An 18,797-nucleotide genomic window follows, 5' to 3' on the forward strand; every position below is an offset into this window, starting at 1 on the left:
TTTAGCGGGCTTCAAGATCTGTGGTGAGAAATTCTTTTAAAAAGGTGTTGCGGGCAACGCCTTTGTTGTTTTTGATACCCATTGCAATTGCTTTTGTTTGTCCCGCTAAAATACAATATTTTTTTGCGCGTGTGATGGCGGTATAAATCAAGTTTCGTTGCAATAAAATAAAGTGTTGCATAAAAATGGGGATAATGACGGCGTCAAACTCTGAACCTTGGCTTTTGTGAATAGAGATTGCGTATGCAAGAACCAATTCGTTGAGTTCGCTAAAATCGTATTCAAGTGCACGCTCGCCAAACGTAACGATCATTTTTTGGTTAACTTTGTCAATATCGGTTATTTTGCCAATATCGCCGTTAAAGATAAATTTGTCGTAATTGTTACGAATTTGCATGACGCGATCGTTAATTTTGTACACTTGTCCAAATCGTGAGATTTCCTTTTCTTCGTTAGAACCTGGATTTAAAATCATTTGTAGCTCTTGATTCAAGCGCTGGGTGCCAACCGTCCCCCGATTCATAGGGACTAAAACAACGGTATTGTCGGGGTGTATGCCGCGCTCTTGGAGCTTTGTTGTGTAAATGGTACGCAAGAGAGGGAAGATTTCTTCAGGTTCTTCTTGCTTTAAAAAAACAAAATCTTTTTTAGAGCCAGGGATTGCTGATGTTGGAAATTCGCCGTGGTTCACGCGGTGAGCATTAACAATAATCAAACTGTCTTGCGCTTGTCTAAAAATTTGTGTGAGTCTTACGACGGGTATTTTTTCTGATGCAATAATATCGTTGAGTACGTTACCAGCGCCAACTGATGGTAATTGGTCGATATCGCCCAGCAAAACAAGATGTGCTTTTTGTGGTAATGCGCGCATGATCGAGTGCATTAAAAAAACGTCGATCATTGATGCTTCGTCAACAATTAAAAACTTTAAATCAAGTGCGTTTTGCTCGTTGCGGACAAAGCCCATAGTTGCTGGAGAAAATTCAAGAAGTCGGTGCAATGTTTCTGTGTTGCGGCCGGTTCCTTCAAACATGCGCTTGGCGGCTCTGCCGGTTGGTGCGGCTAATCGGAACTTGATATGATCATTTTCGAGTACTTCCAAAAATTTCTTAATCAGTGTTGTTTTACCGGTGCCTGGGCCGCCGGTAATGATTGAAACATTATTTTGCAAGCACGTAAGAATACCCCTTTGTTGGTCTTCATTAAGTTCAAAACCGTTTTTGTCTGGCGTGCGAATGTAGTTATAAATTGCATCAAAATCAACATCGAGCTTGGATGGGTTGTCTAAGAAAAAGCGTATTTTTTTTGCGATGCCTTTTTCTGAATAATAAAATTTTGGTAACGAAATAAAATGTTTTTCGTTGTGACTGATCAGGGTTATTTTGTTCTGCTCGTACAGTTGGTGCAGCGCTTGTTTCAATCTTTCTTGGCTTTCTTCAGGGTTTATTTCAAGAAGCTGCAGTGTTTGTTCTTTGGCGGCTGAAATTTCAAGATATAAATGGCCGTTGTTGGTAGCTTCGGTAATGGCATGGGTAATGCCCGCTTTAATGCGATCGAGTGAGGTTGGCTCAAGTCCGAGCTTTAAGGCGATTTGGTCGGCGCTTTTAAACCCAATGCCCCACACATCTTCAACTAACTGGTAAGGATTTTTTTGAATTTTTTCTAATGATTCATTGCCATACGCTTTAAAAATTTTTACCGCAAAGGCTGTTGATACATCTTTGCCGCGCAAAAATATCATAACTTTAGAAATCTCTTTTTGCTCCTGCCAGGCTTGAATAAACATAGCAACTCGTTTGTGACCAACCCCGCCAACTTCCATCAGTCGGTGGGGTTGATTTTCAATAATTTCTAAAGTTTTCTCGCCAAAAGTGTCAACTACGCGTTCGGCAAATTTTGGGCCAATGCCTTTGATCAGGCCTGATGCAAGGTATTTTTTAATACCTTCAACGCTTGCCGGAGCCTTGGTTGAATATTCTTTGACATCAAATTGTCGCCCAAATTTTGGATGAAAAGCCCATATTCCTTGGAGCGATACTGTTTCACCCTGATGGATGTCGGTTAGAAGACCTTTGGCTATAACAGATTCCGAGGCGTTTACTTTGATCGTGAAAATAGAAAAACCGGTTTCACTATTTTTGTAAATGACCTTTTCAATGCTGCCACAGAGTTCTGTTAATTGTGTATTCATGCACCAGCGTTAGTATGTTTTTTTTGGTTATTTTTAATGTGTTCTAGTAAGGATTTGTAGGCTGTTTGTGTTTGTTCAGAAACGCTTTCATTCAGATCGTGAAAGAAATCAAGAATTTCTCGGCACAAAATAGAAAGTTTGTCGATTGTGGTAATGTCTTGTGCGCAAAAAGTTATAATATCTTTTTTGCTGTTTAAAAAACTGATCAAGATTGAGTCTTCTGTTTTGATGCTACGGTGTTCAAGAAGGCTTTCTTTTACTAATGGCTCGATCAAGCTGCTGTAGGCAGTGATGATATCAAAAAATTCTTTTACTGGCTTTAACATTGTTTCAAGGTACTTTGTTACAATTTCGAGTTCTGCAGATGCGGTTATTGCTTGTTTTGCTGGTGCGTCTGCATTACGAAGTTCTGTGTGATTTTGTTCAATACTTTTCAGTACTTTAGCGATGTCTCGTTGAGCAAAATTTATTTTAAGCAAGCTCATGGGGAATGTATGAAAAATCATGTCAAGATTTTTCATGTTGCTACCGGTTAATTTTGGTTCATGATGCTTCTTGTGAGTTGCGTGAGCTGTGGTGTTGTGGGTAGCATTTTTAGCATTGTTTTCAGGAGTAATTAATAAGAGTATAGAAAATAAAAAAAATGTTCTTTTCTTCATAAAATACCTTGTTTCCTTTGGATTTGTGCCTATTAAAAAGACATTGCAAATTTGAAGTATGCGGTCCAATCTTTACCAATGTTAACGCTGTAGATGGTAAGGTCCCCGCCAATTCCGAGAGTTATTTCGGAATCTTTATGTTTTTTAACGTGACTTAATTCAGTGAAAAATTTGTGTTGTCTGGTGCTTGGATGTTCAGTATCTTCTACGCGTAAATCTTCCAATGTTGCTCGATTGCTTTTAATAGAAAGAATACGTTCGTCTTGTTGCGCATAAAAATCATAACCAAAAGCAACTTGCCAAGGTTTAGCATTAATGGTGGCGCTTGCGACAATATTAAAAATACCGCCAGGGTAGACATTTGCTTTGAATGCTGTTGGGAAAACGTATTGATCGATGTATTGTTGTATCAATAAAGCGGCTTCTGATTCTGATAGGCCTAGGATATAACCGGGTTCGTTCAACGTATCTGGACTAATCGTTTGTTTGAACATGAATAAACGCGTTTCATGGCCTTTGAAAAGTTTATCATAAGAAAATCTAAACCAGAGATTAGCGAGGTTTCTAAAAATGCCAATTTTTGATTCTAAGTAATAACCAAATCCAAGGTGACCGCCATTGCCTAGCTGTGGATTAAGTAAATAATTGCGAAGGCCGCGTAACTGATCTAAAGCAGAGTCGCTTAAAGTTTCGAGATCGTCAACTACCTGTAATGATATATCGGTAAATCGTGGGCTAGATACTGCCAAACTTGTAGGTAAAATTGCCTCAAAACCGGTATCAACTTTAAAACTTGTCATATTTAATGTATTGAGGCCAAGTTTGAGTCGTGAGTCGCCCATGCCGTAGCGTATCATGAAAAATTCGCCCTCATCAACTCCTTGTCCGGGACGTATTTTTTGCATAATTGCTAATGCTTGATTTTTGTCTTTATCGTCCAAAAAGAAATTTCGTTCTGATAATTGTAAGGAGGTGTGGAGCTGAATGGTAAATGGTCCATGCAAAAAAGCACCTTGTAGAAAGAAACCAGTTTTTCTTTCTTGAATACGCATTTTTTGAAAGAGTGGAAGTAATGTTAAAAGCTCTTCTGACGATACGTCATTGCTTGCGTTTTGTGCGACATAATCACCAACAATATCGATTAAATCTGGATTAATTGACGAAAGGTCAAAAAGGGAAGACGCTGAAACTTGCATTTTATCAGTCTTGTTAAAAAAGTAGCTGGTTGCAAATCCACCGTGTTCGACCGAGGTTATTTTATGAGGCAGTAAATACAGAACATCTCGTCCTTTTGGTGCCTGAGTATTATTCCACAAAGGGCTTTTGATTTGGCCCAAGAGTAGAAGTGTTGTTGCTTGAATGGATGTTGGTGTTCTGAGTAAATAATTATCTTGAAAATTTTGAAGAGCGTCTAAATCAAAATCGAGGTCGTCAAAGTCATCAATTGAAGCGTGGCAAGGAGTGGCTGCGAGTGTTAAAACAATAAAAACATTTCGTAGAATTGGGGAAAAATTCATTTTTTTAAATTCCTACATATTCATTTTTTTATTACGACCAGAAAGTCACAACTTTGGTCATCATAGCATAAAAGTTTGCAGAACAATATACCCATCCTTTGGAACGAAGAGACGGCTGTCACGATATCGGACAATAAACCAAAAAGTATCAAACTGTCAAGAGTTGCCAACCTAGGGGTTAATTTTGTTGGCTTTTTTCTTTTTTTATAGATTTTCATGTAATAAGGAGCTAAAATTCTACGACACATTTTGTAATGTAAAAACATTTATTTCAAGTTGAAACACAGGTAAATTTTTAAGGATTTCTAATGACGCACAAAAAAAACAAACTAATTCTAGTACTTGAGGGAAATATTGGCGCTGGGAAATCAACCTTTTTAGATGTTTTGCGTCGTAATCTTGATATTGATGTTATTTTTGAGCCAACGAATAAATGGCAAAATGTGGGTGCGTCTGGTAATTTGCTTGATCTTTTTTATAGCGATACCCCGCGCTGGGCATATACGTTTCAATCATATGCGTTTATTAGTCGCGTTCAAACACAGCAAGAGCACGAAGAGCGTTCGGCTGATGATAAAGTGCATGTTATTGAACGCTCGGTTTATTGCGATCGGTATTGTTTTGCCAAAAATTGTTTTGAATCAGGCCTGATGAGTGAGCTTGAATGGCAAATTTATAAAGAATGGTTTGGCTGGTTGGTAGAAAAATATACCACGAGACCAAGTGGTTTTGTCTATTTGCAAGCAAGTCCTGAAATTTGTTATCAACGTTTGACTAAGCGTAATCGTTCAGAAGAGACAGAAATTCCATTGGCCTACCTGCAGGCTCTGCACCAACGCCATGAAGATTGGCTGATTGAAAAGAAAGATGTGATCGAGGGGCTAAAAAATGTGCCGGTATTAACACTTGATTGTAATAAAGACTTTGAAGCTGATCTTGAACAACAACAAAAACATATTCAAGCGGTTCAAGATTTTATAGAAAAAATTGGTACGGTGGTGCCAGCAATGGTAACGACCTTTGAAGTACAAGAAAATAAAGAGAAAAATCAAGAGGTAAAAGAGCAGACTTCTTGCGAGAAATAAGCTCTTTTAAATAAAAATTCCCTGTTTATGTTTGACAAAAGAGTTATTCTTTTTACATACTATACAAAGTACATTGTTTAACCTGAAGATCTCAAGCCAAAGGATTTAATATGACTGATACAAATTGGGTGCCAATAGCTGCGTACATAGCTGCAGGGTTGTGCATGGGAATCGGTACATTGGGGCCATCGCTTGGGCAAGGGTTCATTGGCGGCAAAGCATGTGAGAGCATCGGTAAAAAGCCTGAAAGTGCTAACGTTGTTTTTCGTACGATGGTTATTGCTTTGGCGTTTGTAGAATCAACAGCGATTTACGCATTAGTTATTTCTCTCATCCTCTTATTTTATGTTGGCAAATAAGCCCAGGGTGGGATGCTGATCAATGAATATTAATGCGACGCTTTTTGTTCAGATTATAAATTTTTGGCTGACGTACACTTTTTTGAGTCATTTTTTATTGCGGCCTTTGGTTACTTTGCTGCGTAAGCGATCATTCGTTCGTAGAGGCTTGCTTAATTCTTTGGCAAAGTATGAAGCTGAATTAAAAGAAAAAGTTACACAAAAGGCTGATGCGTTAGTTAGTTTCAAACAACATCTTAAAAGAGAATATGTTTTTTCTGGGGATGGTTATCCAGAGGTACTCGTTCCGATACTATATAAAAAAAATGTCGCAGATATTAAAAATGTCGTAGACGTAAGCAAAGAATTTTTTGTAAAGAAAGTTTCTCATGCATATAGAGACTGAGTTTTGGGGAATCGTTTTTAGATTTACTCTTTTTTCTTTGCTGATTTATCAGGTTTGTGTATTGATAAAAGCGTATCTCTTGCCATTCTTGCAAGACCATGTTAAAGCTCTTCAAAAGCGTGAAACAGAGCTCTTTGAAAAAGAAAAGCTTGTCTTATCGACCATGAATCGCGTTGAACGTACTATTTCGCATCAAAAGAAAATGTTTATTTTGCTTGAGCGTAAAGTTAAATTATGGCATGAAAGTGAGCTTATAAACCAACAAGCTCTTGAGCTCGAGTATGAAAAAATTCGCGAGCAGATTGTTGAAAAAAGAAAAAAACAAACAACGTACTTAACGTTGTCAAAAGAAATGCAACAGGCAATTCCAGAGGCATTAGAGCTTGCACGTATTGAGCTGACTAAGAAGTATGCTCATGATAAAGGTCGGCATGGCCTTAAAAGATGTATTGAACAGTTTGGCTCAATAAACACAACCCCACAATGATTGTAAAAAGTGAATCTCTTGCTAAAAAATATGCGGAAGCATTGATGAATTTGTATCAAGATCTTCTTGATGATAGATGTTATCAAAGCTTGCTAGTATTAGAGTCATTTTTTAAAAAACATAAGTATATTTGTGTTTATTTAGACATCCCAACGATTAGTGATGAAGTTAAAGAGCTGATGCTCAAAAAAATCTTAGAAACCCTCAATATTTGTAAAACCATTGTACGTTTAATTAAGCCGTTGCTGAAACATCGGCGCATTGAAATGATTTACGATATTGTCTGTCAGGTAATCCGGTTGTATCGCATCCGTAAAAATATGTTACTCTTTGAAGTAACAACATCCCATGAGTTAACAGATCAAGAACAACATGATGTGATTACAACATTAGAAAAAATTCCCAACGTCAAAAAGGTGGAGGTTACCTTTCTCGTTGATGTTGCATTAGTGTGTGGTATCAAAGTAAAAGGTGAAACGCTTTTGTGGGAAAGTTCAGTTACGCAACATTTAGAAAATGTAAAACGTTCAGTGCTTCGACGAGTGAGACTATGGTAGAAAGAGATACGGATATAATTTCTATTCTTGAGAAATCATTAAGTGATAAACCGCAAGAAAAATTAGAAGAAATTGGGACGGTTATCAAAGTTGGTGATGGTATTTGTAAGGTGTATGGACTGACAAGTGCTATTTTTGGCGAATTTATACGATTTGAAAATGGTGGCAAGGGAATCATTCTAGATTTGGATGAAGATTACGTTTCCGTTGTTTTGCTTGATAGCAGCAATATGGTTATTGAGCGAGAAGTTGCTTACCGTACTGGTTCTGTTTTTTGTATTCCTGTAGGCGAAGCGCTTGTTGGGCGTGTTATTAATGCTCGCGGCATGCCGCTTGATGCGTATGGCGAAATAAAGGCAGAAAAAGAGATGCCAGTTGAGCATGCGGTTGCTGGTATTGCCCAGCGCAGCCCCGTAAACCGGTCGATGGAAACAGGTATTGTGGTTGCCGATAGTTTAATTCCCATCGGCCGTGGTCAGCGAGAACTGATTATTGGCAACCGAGGAACCGGCAAGACGGCTATTGCTATTGATACCATTTTGCATCAAAAGGGTAATAACGTTATCTGTATTTATGTTTCGATTGGGAATAAACAATCGAGTACGGCAAAAATTATTTATGAATTTGAAAAACATGGCGCGTTTGAATATTGCATTGTGGTGAATGCCGACGCTAAAGAGTCTGCGTTAAACCAATTTTTAGCGCCGTATTCTGGTTGCACCATCGGTGAATATTTTATGAGTAAAGGCAAGGACGTTTTGATTGTTTATGACGATTTAAGCGCGCATGCGATTGCGTATCGTGAGTTATCGTTGTTGTTGCGTCGTCCGCCGGGGCGCGAAGCGTATCCTGGGGATATTTTTTATATCCATTCACGTCTTCTTGAACGTGCAGGCCAGCTTTCTGTAGAACAAGGTGGCGGGTCGTTGACGGCGTTGCCAATTATTCAAACTCAGGGTGATGATATTTCTGCTTATATTCCGACCAATCTTATTTCAATAACGGATGGTCAAATTTTTCTTGATACCAGTTTGTTTAATAGTGGGATGCGTCCAGCAGTAAATGTTGGCTTATCGGTATCTCGCGTTGGTGGTTCTGCGCAAACAAAAGCTATTAAAAAAGTAGCGGGTACGCTTAAACTTGATTTGGCACAATATAATGAGTTGTTGGCATTTGCGCAGTTTGGTTCAGAACTTGACCGTGCAAGTCGGCGCATTCTTGACCGTGGTCGGCGTGCGACTGAGTTATTAAAGCAGGACGAGCATGTAACTTATTCATTTGTTGATCAAGTTCTTTTCTTGTTTCTTTTGAAAGAAGGCTTTTTGGATAAACTGACGATAGAATATGTCAAACAGTTTGCCCAACAATTTGTGAGTTATGTTCACGGAACTAGTCAGTCGTTGTATGAGCATATTCAGTTGACTAAAGAATTGTCCGACGATGATGCTGCTGAATTACGAAAAGCTGCAGAAGAATTTGGATTAATTTTTTCTGAATAATTTACAGCATATGATAATTTTTGGCATGCATTTTTTGATTGTTTCTGTAGTATGTTTTTCTTTGTTTTTTTTTACGAGTTGTGGAAAAAAAAATAGATCGATTTTTTCTTTCCCTACTGAAAAAAAAGAAAAAATTAATACGCTTAATTTTCCCTCGGTGCATTGTGTCAAGGTTGAGTGCGTTGGAGATCATCACCTCATTTCATGGCAACCAGTTGTTGTGACCAGTGAGATTGGCCTGTTGGTTGGTTATGAAGTTTATCGTTTAAATAAACAAGGCTTTATTCCGCGCGCGCCACTTAACGCTGCGCCATTAGAAACATGTAGTTATATTGATCAAGCCGCGATTTTTTATAAGTCTGCATACGTTGTGCGTGCTGTTTTTAAAAAAAATAATCAACAAAAGCGTGGGCCTGCGAGTCAGGTTACCATTGTTCAAGAATAAATAAAAAATGCGTCTAAAAAAAACTCCCTCCAACTTAGGACAAGCTGGAGGGTTGGGGGGGCGAACAATACAAAAGTACTGTTCATTTAGGGATTTTTTTACAAAAATATTACTGAATTATCATTCAATCTTAGCTTGTTGACTTATGCTTGCAAAAGGGTAGCAGCCTGATAATTCTATGTCAAGAAAAAAACTTTTCTACTCGATCTGTTTTTTTTAAAATTAACATTTTGTTTATTAAATAAAATATAATGAGTGAGAGATAGAGAGAGAATACTTTAGAAAATATGAGTGTGGTTTACTTAAAAAATAACCTACGATTTTTTACCTCGTAGGTTATTTTTTTTTAATTACAAGAAAGTTTATTTTGAACGAGAATCTGAATTGCGTTTTGTTGGTGTGTGCACTGTTTCTGGTGCATGAAGCATGGCAACTTCTTCTTGAGTCAAATAGCGCCAGTTACCTTTAGTTACGCCGCGCTTAGTAAGCGAAGAGTAGGCAACACGGTCAAGCTTGCCCACGTGATAACCAAGATGCATAAAAATTCTGCGAATAATGTGGTAGCGACCACTATGCAACTCAATACCAATATGGTGCCTGCCTTTTCCTTGTACAAAATAGGCACGGTCAGCCTTAACTCTACCATCACGGAGTGTTATGCCGTTTCTAATTTTTTCTAAATCGCGTTCATGCAATGCGCGGTCAATGACGGCGTGGTAAACTTTTTTTCTGGCAAAGCGTGGATGAGCAAGTTGTTGAGCCAGATCACCATCATTGGTCATAATCAAGACACCGGTCGTATCTTGGTCAAGGCGCCCGACAGGGTAAATGCGTTGCTTGCCTGGCAAGTTGACCAACTCCATAACGGTTCTCTCGTTGTTTGGGTCTGACAGCGAGGAGACGTATCCTTCGGGTTTATTAAGAAGGATATAGATCTTCTTTTCAGGTCGAACAACTTTGCCTTGGCAGGTGATTCTAGCGGTAGGGTCTATGCGTTCGCTGGGGTTTTTAACAATAGCCCCGTTGATGGCGATAAGCCCTTCATTGATCAAATCGGTCACTTTTCGACGCGATGAAAGCCCACAGTGGGCCAAGTATTTGGTTAATTGTATTTTTTGGTTTGTTTCCATAAGTATCCTCACCATCAAGAATACTCCAAGAATGGTCTTTTGGCTAATGTTTCCCAGTTTTTCAGCCATATGAGTTAAATAAGGTTTCGTTGGTGGTTGACTTTTAGCGCTTAATTAACTATTGTTTTAATAGTACTATTTTTTTAAACATTTAGAAAGGGATGATCTTCTACCTTATTTTACTGGCTTTTGGGTTAATTTTTTCAAAGAAAGGGTATTTTATGAACCGGCAGATAAGTAACGAACAAGCGGCTTTTTCAATCGATAAACAAGCAGCGTTGCGTCAAATAAATGATATCTACGGAGTGATTAAAGGCAATCTCAAGGTAGCAATTTCGGGACCTAAGATGATGGTGATGGGAACCGGCGTGGCGCTTATTCCACTGGCAGAATGGTTTTTAAATACGACGATTGATCCATTTATTTTTGGTGTTACAACGGCAGCGCCTGCGCTTATTTTTGTTTTAAGAACGATATTTTATTGGTGTGTTTTTGGTTTTATTCCACGGTTGTTTCGTCATCAAAAATCTGAGCGCAATGCTCTTCTAGAACAATTGTTTGAAGTTGGCAAATTGTTTCCCATCATTCCAGTAGCTATGTCTGCTGCGTTAGCGTTTGTGGGACAGACTGAAATCATTTCGCCGATCGTTCTTATTTTAATTGGAACTTTATTTGTTTGGTTTGGTCAATTTACGTCGCGCATTGTGAGTGTTGCAGCTTGGGCAAATATTGTTGCTGGCATTATTGGTATTTGTATTAGTCAACTTTCCATCAATCATTTGTGGGCGTATCTTGTTGCTTATCAAGGGTGTACTTTTATTATCATGGGTGCAGCTCTTTGGTATGTACAAAAAAACATAGTTCAATCGTAAGGATGGGCGATGCATGATGTATTGGATCGTGTCCTCCATCAACCCATTCGGACACGAATTATGGCATATTTGTTGGTGTCTGGGTCGTGTACGTACAGCGGCCTTAAAACAATGTTTGATCTTTCTGATGGTCATATGACAACGCATATGCGGGAACTTTTAGAGCATGAGTATGTTGAAATGAAAAAACATTTGTTGCCAATAAGCCACAAACGACGTATTACCTTACGCTCAAAGGGCAGAAAGCTTTTTCTGATTATATCGCCGTTTTAAAAAAGATAATTTCAGCAGAATAAGATTTGAAAATCTTCTTACAAAAATTGTTGGCTCATAAAAAGCATATGCGGCAAATATTTCTTTAAATATCGGCCGCATATGCTTTTTTACTTTTGATACAATCTTTTGGTGGGTTGATTAAAATTCAAAATCTGGGGGTATGTCATAGTATTTGTCGATATTTTTTTTGAGCAAAGATGCAAAGCCTTGTAATCGTTTGTTCGGGCCGTTGCTTTTTTCCTTGATTATGGGAAGAGCTGCTTTTATTGCAGGTTCATATCCTTGTTGAAATAGTGTGTCGAAAAGTTCGAGTGATAAGTGCTGTTCTGCGATTGATTTATTGCTATTGTTTATCGCCAGTTGCAAGGTAGTTTTAAGAGCAGGGATATAGTGCTGTGCACAAAGAGCTTTAAGTAGTGTCATTGATTTAGATTTAAGGAAATCATCTTTTTGTAAGTTATTAGATGCTGCTTGGTAGGCATGTCTCAATGCTTTAGCATATTTTTTTTCGACAAGTTTTTCTAATAAATTTAAGCAAGCAAAAGCAATTGTTTCATTATTATTTGAAGATAATTCGAAAGCTGTTTGAGTTGTTATTTCAAAAGCGGAACGACAGTTTTTTGTGATGAGAAGATTTAACAAAAATAAACCAGAATCTTTATCTTCGGTATTGTCTCGTGAGCAAAGTTTAATGGCAAGATCGATAGTTGCTTGTAGCGCTGGTTCGTAATTTTTTTCAATAAGTGTTTTTAAAAGCATTGATCCAAATTTTTTATATTCAGGATTTTTATCAAAATTTTGTTGAATGGCAGTAGTTGTAGCGGTATCAAGAGCAGGAATATAATTTTTTTCTATGAGTGCTTTGAAAAATTGGAAGCCAAGTTTTTTTGATTCGTAATTATCACTGTTGCTCAATTGAGAAGCTATGTCCGTTATTGGTTGCAAAGCTGGGGCATAACCTTTTTTAAGCAGAAGTTCTAAAAATATGAAAGTAATTTTGGATTGTTCTTTTTTAACTGCTAAAGCAGTTCCGACTTGTAGCGCTGGTTCATAATCCTTATTTATGAGTGTTATTATTATTTTAGTCGCGATGTTGTAGAGTGTATGATTTTCGTTCAAAATGGTATGATTTGCAGCTGTGGTTGCTGCGGAAAAAAAATCGTGATTATCGTTGATGACCAAATCAAGTAACAATTTTAAAGCCGGAAGAGCTTGCTCTGTGTTTTCGTGCGTGCTTTTGTGTATGAACCAATCGGCTATTTTTGTGATGGTATCGTTGTCATTGAGTATTTGTAGCAATGGGATAATATAATCGAAAATTTCTAATAAAACAGAAGTATTGTGATGGTCAATTATTTTATTTACAAAGAGAGCAAGTGCTTCTTTTGTATGAAAGTTATTACGATTATTACGTATAAAATATATACCGTCATGTAGGCTTTTAGCTATTGCTAATTGTGCTTCTAGATTGTCTTTAACGTTAAGATTTTTTATAAGTTGATTTACTAACGAAGCGAGCTCTGGCTCTGTTTTTTTTGATTCAATGATATCTTCTATGATTTCAGTTTTTTCATCATCTTCAAATAGATTTTGAGTAAAAAACCTATAAATAGTTTGAGCTTCGGAATTAGATGGTCGGTAGAGATCAAAAATAAGTGGTGCTATTGGATTTTTTATTTTTTCTAAATTTTGATTAAGGTATTTTTGTAGTGGTTGAGCGTAGTCTAATAAGCTACTAGGCATGGGAGAGCGTTGAGCATAAATATGCCGAGGAGGTACAAGTGCTATATAAAAAAAAGCGCTACATGATTTTTTGCTAAGAGAAAAGGAATATTCTTTGAGTTCATAATCCAGGTTAGGAAGAATTTTTTTATCTATTTCAAAGTCGCATTTGTCACATAATTGTTTAAAATATGTTGAGTTGAAAAATGATGATTGAAAAAAATTATGGATAGATTGTTTTTTGTCCAAAAATAGTTGTAAATGCCAAATTCTGTCCATCATAATGATGATATTTCTTATGAACGGCATGATTTCAAAAAGTTCATACTCGTCATTTTCAACGAGTAAATAAGAATTTTTATTAACAGTCACATAGTTAAAGGTGTGCGAGGGAGAGTTAGCTGATACATGATTGGTAGACATGTTTTTTGCAATTAATGTTTTTTGTCCTGTTGGTATGTTTTCAGGGATTATTATATCGGGCAATTTAATGAAACCAACAATTTTTTCGGGGCTATCTTTTGGAAATTCATAGTAATAATTAGAATTGTTGGGGTTCCATGCGTTGTGGTAAATAATGTATGGCTTGTTTTGAAGAAGATTACTCCATGATTGTCTTACGGTTAAATCTCCCGTTGTTTTTTCGAGAGCGTTTATCTTTATGCCATTGATATCTTCTTCTGCATAGAAATTTTTTAGCATGTCTGGCATAACTAGATTTTCAGGTTGGTTGCCAAATGTTCCTGTTTTTTTATCATAAGTTATGATATTGCATAAATTGAGTAGTAACATTTCTGAGCAGTCTGAAAACTTGTGTGAGCGAAAGAATATTTGTCTACTGTTTGGAAGTATCGGTATATTTTGTCCGTATAATTGATATTTTACTTCCATGAATAAAAGTTCATCAAAATAGTTGTCATCGCATAGTTCTATAACTTCTTGAGAGGTTTTTGGAGCAAATGTTTTAAGAAATTTTGTATGAAGGTTGATATTGTCATCTATTTGAAAAATATCGTCTACCCATTCACTGAGCCACTCTGCATCAAGAAAATCGACTTGTTCGGTAAATAAATCCGCATGTATTTTTTGAAAAAAAGGTACAAAGTCTTTTTTGCTATTGATTGTTTTATAAACCCATGCTAATAAGGCGTGCTGCGCGGTGTAGGGCCGATAGATTAAATTTTGTTTCAATTGTAAAGAAGAAGCCGAAGATGCTGAGGATTCATCGGCATTTTTTGCCGGATTGCATTCGTCGCACGCATCGATTAACGTATGAGCAAATGTTTCGATTGATTTGAATATTGCTATGGAATCTTTTGAAAGTTGTTTTTTTGTGGTATCGATTTGTTCCCATGCTTTGCATTTTGTAATGAGTTCTTTGACCTCGTCATTGAGTCTTTCTTCTGGAAGACTTTCTAAGAGTTTTAATAACTCGAGGAGTGTTTTTTTCTTTGCATCTTTGAAGCTTATTTTAAGATGGTGGGTCGCCTTGTTTTTAAGGTCGGCGATTATTTGATGGTCTAAGGACTCACTTGCTTGATATTTTTGATAGTCCTCAGAAAGAGTTTCAGATCCGACTGCCTTTTGAAGTGATTGGTCGGTTACTACAGTATGGACAATTGCAGTAAAACGATCATCGTTGCTTTTCTTGTGTGTTTTTTCGAGTGTATTTAATAATGCGCCGATGGTTGCTGTGGTGAATTTTGCTGCCAGTCCAAATTGTGAGGGAGCAATACTTCCTGGAAAAGCGTGAAAGAGTTGTTTTATCAAATGGACAGTAGCATCGTCTTGATTGCTAAAGTGATACAGTTTTTCTATGTAGCCCATTTCTATGCCAAGAGCGCCGCAAGTAGGAGATAGTCTGATGCGGCTTTCTGGAGAAAGAATATTCCACGTGCCTTTGATATCATGAATATTGCCAGGCATGATCGTCGATGTCATGCCAAGTGTCGAGATAAAAGAAATTATTAATAACCGCCCAAACTTCATTAGAGTCTCCCCAAATCAGTTTCTTTTCTGATTCCCCCTTTTGCCTCGTTATATCATAACAGAAATTAAAATAATGGGGCAACGAATCACGAAATGGGTAATTTTGTATTGGCTGAGTAATGATTTTGGGTTATTTATTCTTGGGTCGGTGAGGTTTGTATGGTTTCATTTAATTCAAGAGCTTTTTTAATTAAAAGCTCTTTTCTATCGGCAATTTCTTTTTTTTCATCAAAGTAGTTGCGCAGCATCGTTGGTAAGTCCATATCTACTTTAAGTTGGGCCCGATGTTCACGAGTGGCAAGCGTGTGTTTGGGGAAAATGCCGACCAGGTACATAGCTTTGCTGCATGCTCGCTGTAGTGCTAAAACATCAACGGTGTCAGTACTCGCTTCAGGGACATGGTAGACAATTTTAACGATAGCATTCGTCAGATTTTTTTTCTTGAGTTGGTCTAAAATTTGTTCTGTTTGGTTGCCTAGTGTTGTCAGTTTTACTTCAATTTGGATCATTGGTCGTGTGTTGACGTGTACAAAATCTACGTTGCATTCGGTTTTGTCGGCCGCTTTTTTGTCTATCGTGACGCGGCAAAAACCTTTATCTTCTTTTCGCTCGCCAAAATCTACGCGTTCAATGGAGCCTGAATAGACAACCGGCGGGAAGCCTTTTGGGTTAAGATTTTGATAACGATGCAAATGACCGAGAGCAACATAATCAAAAGGTGAGATGGCAAGTTGTGATGGTAAAAAAATTGGATCGGTACCAAAGATAGCGCATTTTTCAGAACCTGAAAAAATACCGCTGCTTACTGTTAAGTGTCCCGCTAAAATTGCAGGTAGATTGGGGTTCAGTGTTTGTGCTAGTGAGTTGATAATGTGGCCAACTTTTTCAGACAAACAAGTGGCAATTTCAGCATTGTTTTTGAAGCGATGTTCGGTGTTGGCAACCAGTGTGTTGCGGGTTGGCCATGGAATGCCAACGACTTGCACGGGGCCATTTTTTGTAGTGATCTTTATTGCTTCAGGTTTTGAAAAAACATAAAAACTATCGAGTGGAAGATAAGCAAAAATGTCCAATGCGTTTGCTTTGCCAAAGCTGAGTGGATGGTCGTGATTGCCAATCACGATAGCAACCGGAATTTTTGCTGTATGCAGTTTGAGCAAAAGACTGCATAAAAGCTTTTGTTGGGTGGGGGTGGGGTATGCGGTTTTATACGCATCCCCACACAGCAAAAAGAGGTCTATGTTTTCTGCAACCGCTTTATTAACGCATTCTTCAAGCGCATTTTTAAAATCAAGTAAGCGTGTGTGAATGCCGGTTGCTGCATCAATTTTGCCATAGTTTTCAACGCCAAAATGTACGTCTGCGGTGTGAAAAATAGTGATCATAGTTCGTTATGTTCCGAGTTCGTTGTTTTTACGGCGCCAAGAAAGTTTAAAGATTTTTTATCTTCTTGATCATTGTTTAAACATGTTTTTTTTTGTAATTTCTCGCGTATTTTTTTTGCGTATCCTTCTTTGTTTACTTGTTTTGAGCGACCAATAGCAAGGCTGTCTTGTGGGACATCTTTGGTAATGGTAGATCCTGCTGCGGTGTAGGAATCTTTGCCGATGGTGATTGGCGATACCAAGGTGTTGTTGCTGCCAATAAATGCATTATCTTCAATGGTTGTTGGATGTTTTCGTTCGCCGTCATAATTGCATAAAACGGTGCCCGCGCCAATATTAACACCTGAACCAACGGTTGCATTGCCAAGGTATGAAAGATGCTTCATTTTAGTTTTTTCGCCGATGGTTGTCTGCTTAATTTCAACAAAGTTGCCAATTTCGGCATGTGCTCCAATAATAACATTATTTCTTAAACGTGCAAAAGGTCCAATGTGTGCGTTGTGGTGAATGGTGCTGTCTTGAATTACCGAGTGCGAGTGAATACTAACGTTATCTTCCGTTATTGTGTTTTCTATGATTGAAAATGCGCCAATGGTGTTTTCCTCACCAAGTTTTGTTTTACCCAACAAATGTACGCCAGTACCAATAAATGAGCCAGCACCAATTTCAACATTGATATCAATGTGAATACTTTGTGCCAATTCAAAGCGTACGCCTTGTAGCATCCAGTGTTTAATGAATTCTGATCGTTTAATTTGTTCAACTGACCATAATTCTTGAAGTGTGTTAACGCCACGGACATTATCATAAGGAACATTGACTACGTGGACAGGAAGTCCTTGATCACTTGCCATGTTGATTAAATGAGTAAAATAAATTTCTCCGGATACTGGGCTTGGTTTTATGTGATGAATGTTTTCTTTCAAAAAACTTTTTTTCATAACATAAATACCAGCATTGATACGATTAAGAGCGCGTTGTTCTTCGGTGCAATCTTTTTCTTCGATAATTCTAACGATTCCGTCGTTATAACCAATTACGCGACCATAGCCGCTAGCATCCAAAACGAGCGTTGAGCAAAAAGATATGATGGCTTTGCTTTCTTGATGCTCAATAAGTAATGTTCTAATTAATTCTTTTGAAATAAGTGGTGTGTCGCCATACAAAATAAGAATGTCATCTTGGTCCCACGTTTCTTCAGAACAAGCAACGGCGTGACCAGTTCCTTTTTGTTCTTGTTGAATAACAAATTGTGTTTTTGCTACGCCTTCTTTTTCTATTTCTTTTCTAACGTCTTCGGCTTGATAGCCCAAAACAAGGGTCATGGGAAGATTTAAATCTTCTAGAACTTTGAGTGGATACAAAATCATGCTACGGCCGCAAATATTGAATAAAAGTTTCGTTTTTTTTGTTTTAAAACGGCTTGCTTGGCCTGCGGCTAAAACGATAGCTCTTGCATTCCAATTTATTCGTGTGTTCTCCATCAGACGCTCCTCTTAATTAAGCATTATTGTGGTGAATTTTTTTTGTTGCTGTTTTTATCAAAATGAATTTACTTCTTTTAAAGGGTGCTTTAAACTTAGTTATCTTGAAAAGCTTTTTGTAAAGATATATGCTAAAATACCTATAAAGCAAATTATTTTTTAATTTTTTTATTTTCTTTGATACTACGCGCGCGTTTATATGGAGCGGAGAGATGGCTGAGTGGTCGAAAGCGGCTGCCTCGAAAGCAGTTATTCCGTTAACCCGGAATCATGGGTTCGAATCCCATTCTCTCCTCCACTTAAAAAAGAGATTCTTTGGAGTTAGTTTAATGAATAAAGACATGGTAGATCTCGATCAACGCTCTATTCTTGGTATTAAATACGATCAGCTTGTTTATGTTGCTTCTAAAGATTGGGGGCATGAAGAGTGGATTGTCAATAATGCAAAATATTGCGGTAAAAAATTGGTGTTCAATTCCGGAGGTCGCTGCTCATTGCATTATCATAAAATTAAAGAAGAAACGTTTTATGTTCTTTCAGGAAAAGTTTATATCGAACTTGTTGATGGTGACAAAAAGACTAATCGTGTTATGGAGCCGGGCGATACGCAGCATATTGTGCCAGGCCTTTGGCATCGCATCACCGCTTTGCTACCTTCAGAAGTAATGGAGTTTTCAACTTTTCATATGGAAGATGATTCATATCGTATTGAATTGGCCGGTGTTATTAATGTGCAAGATATTTGCTTGTAGTGT

17 protein-coding genes and 1 tRNA gene are annotated in these 18,797 nt (G+C 37.6%); 11 read left to right on the forward strand and 7 right to left on the reverse strand.

Features of this window, described 5'->3' with window-relative positions:
* Position 1 precedes the first annotated feature (1 nt).
* The 3 genes from IPF37_05425 to IPF37_05435 are packed head-to-tail and all read right to left on the reverse strand — an operon-like array spanning position 2 to position 4,367.
* Positions 2 to 2,191 (reverse strand): ATP-dependent RecD-like DNA helicase, encoded by a 2,190-nt coding sequence (locus tag IPF37_05425; protein QQR48969.1) that lies wholly within the window; start codon positions 2,189 to 2,191, stop codon positions 2 to 4.
* A complete protein-coding gene (locus IPF37_05430; GenBank protein ID QQR48970.1) occupies positions 2,188 to 2,850 on the reverse strand; it encodes a hypothetical protein in 663 nt (220 codons plus the stop codon). Before IPF37_05430 ends, IPF37_05425 begins: the two co-directional genes overlap by 4 nt.
* A 32-nt stretch (positions 2,851 to 2,882) precedes the next feature.
* Entirely contained in the window at positions 2,883 to 4,367 is a 1,485-nt protein-coding gene (locus tag IPF37_05435) for a hypothetical protein (protein ID QQR48971.1), read from the reverse strand.
* A 308-nt stretch (positions 4,368 to 4,675) separates the two neighbouring features.
* On the opposite strand from IPF37_05435, the gene IPF37_05440 reads away from it, so the two are divergent.
* From IPF37_05440 to IPF37_05470, 7 genes are all read left to right on the forward strand, one after another.
* Positions 4,676 to 5,452 (forward strand): deoxynucleoside kinase, encoded by a 777-nt coding sequence (locus IPF37_05440; protein ID QQR48972.1) that lies wholly within the window; start codon positions 4,676 to 4,678, stop codon positions 5,450 to 5,452.
* Positions 5,453 to 5,562: 110 nt separating this feature from the next.
* A complete protein-coding gene (atpE, locus tag IPF37_05445; GenBank protein QQR48973.1) occupies positions 5,563 to 5,811 on the forward strand; it encodes an ATP synthase F0 subunit C in 249 nt (82 codons plus the stop codon).
* Positions 5,812 to 5,971: 160 nt separating this feature from the next.
* The gene (locus IPF37_05450; protein ID QQR48974.1) at positions 5,972 to 6,196 is read left to right on the forward strand and encodes a hypothetical protein; all 225 of its coding nucleotides are present in this window, start codon (positions 5,972 to 5,974) and stop codon (positions 6,194 to 6,196) included.
* On the forward strand, positions 6,180 to 6,683 hold the full coding sequence (locus IPF37_05455; protein ID QQR48975.1) for a hypothetical protein: 504 nt from the start codon (positions 6,180 to 6,182) through the stop codon (positions 6,681 to 6,683). Before IPF37_05450 ends, IPF37_05455 begins: the two co-directional genes overlap by 17 nt.
* A complete protein-coding gene (gene atpH / locus IPF37_05460) occupies positions 6,680 to 7,240 on the forward strand; it encodes an ATP synthase F1 subunit delta (protein QQR48976.1) in 561 nt (186 codons plus the stop codon). The genes IPF37_05455 and atpH overlap by 4 nt, the downstream gene beginning before the upstream one ends.
* A complete protein-coding gene (locus tag IPF37_05465) occupies positions 7,234 to 8,739 on the forward strand; it encodes a F0F1 ATP synthase subunit alpha (protein QQR48977.1) in 1,506 nt (501 codons plus the stop codon). The genes atpH and IPF37_05465 overlap by 7 nt, the downstream gene beginning before the upstream one ends.
* A 10-nt stretch (positions 8,740 to 8,749) precedes the next feature.
* Positions 8,750 to 9,184 carry a hypothetical protein gene (locus IPF37_05470; GenBank protein QQR48978.1) on the forward strand — a complete coding sequence of 145 codons (435 nt, stop codon included), beginning with the start codon at positions 8,750 to 8,752 and terminating at the stop codon, positions 9,182 to 9,184.
* 362 nt (positions 9,185 to 9,546) lie between these two features.
* On the opposite strand, the gene IPF37_05475 is transcribed toward IPF37_05470, so the two are convergent.
* Complete coding sequence (locus IPF37_05475; GenBank protein QQR48979.1) at positions 9,547 to 10,314, reverse strand: rRNA pseudouridine synthase; 768 nt, start codon at positions 10,312 to 10,314, stop codon at positions 9,547 to 9,549.
* A gap of 221 nt (positions 10,315 to 10,535) precedes the next feature.
* On the opposite strand from IPF37_05475, the gene IPF37_05480 reads away from it, so the two are divergent.
* Both IPF37_05480 and IPF37_05485 read left to right on the forward strand, forming a co-directional pair.
* Positions 10,536 to 11,186, forward strand: a complete 651-nt coding sequence (locus IPF37_05480) for a hypothetical protein (GenBank protein QQR48980.1) — start codon at positions 10,536 to 10,538, stop codon at positions 11,184 to 11,186.
* 9 nt (positions 11,187 to 11,195) lie between these two features.
* On the forward strand, positions 11,196 to 11,459 hold the full coding sequence (locus IPF37_05485) for a transcriptional regulator (protein QQR48981.1): 264 nt from the start codon (positions 11,196 to 11,198) through the stop codon (positions 11,457 to 11,459).
* 141 nt (positions 11,460 to 11,600) lie between these two features.
* On the opposite strand, the gene IPF37_05490 is transcribed toward IPF37_05485, so the two are convergent.
* The 3 genes from IPF37_05490 to glmU form a co-directional block, all read right to left on the reverse strand.
* Complete coding sequence (locus tag IPF37_05490; GenBank protein ID QQR48982.1) at positions 11,601 to 15,173, reverse strand: hypothetical protein; 3,573 nt, start codon at positions 15,171 to 15,173, stop codon at positions 11,601 to 11,603.
* A 134-nt stretch (positions 15,174 to 15,307) separates the two neighbouring features.
* Complete coding sequence (gene sbcD, locus IPF37_05495) at positions 15,308 to 16,558, reverse strand: exonuclease subunit SbcD (GenBank protein ID QQR48983.1); 1,251 nt, start codon at positions 16,556 to 16,558, stop codon at positions 15,308 to 15,310.
* Positions 16,555 to 18,042 (reverse strand): bifunctional UDP-N-acetylglucosamine diphosphorylase/glucosamine-1-phosphate N-acetyltransferase GlmU, encoded by a 1,488-nt coding sequence (gene glmU, locus IPF37_05500; protein QQR48984.1) that lies wholly within the window; start codon positions 18,040 to 18,042, stop codon positions 16,555 to 16,557. Before glmU ends, sbcD begins: the two co-directional genes overlap by 4 nt.
* Before the next feature lie 206 nt (positions 18,043 to 18,248).
* Between glmU and IPF37_05505 the strand changes: the two genes are divergently transcribed.
* Positions 18,249 to 18,340: transfer RNA gene (locus IPF37_05505), tRNA-Ser, on the forward strand.
* Between the two features lie 43 nt (positions 18,341 to 18,383).
* Positions 18,384 to 18,794, forward strand: coding sequence for a cupin domain-containing protein (locus tag IPF37_05510; GenBank protein ID QQR49851.1), 411 nt, complete (start codon positions 18,384 to 18,386; stop codon positions 18,792 to 18,794).
* Positions 18,795 to 18,797: the final 3 nt, after the last annotated feature.

Source organism: bacterium, from assembly GCA_016699045.1.
In the GTDB taxonomy this organism is placed as follows: Bacteria; Babelota; Babeliae; order Babelales; family RVW-14; genus AaIE-18.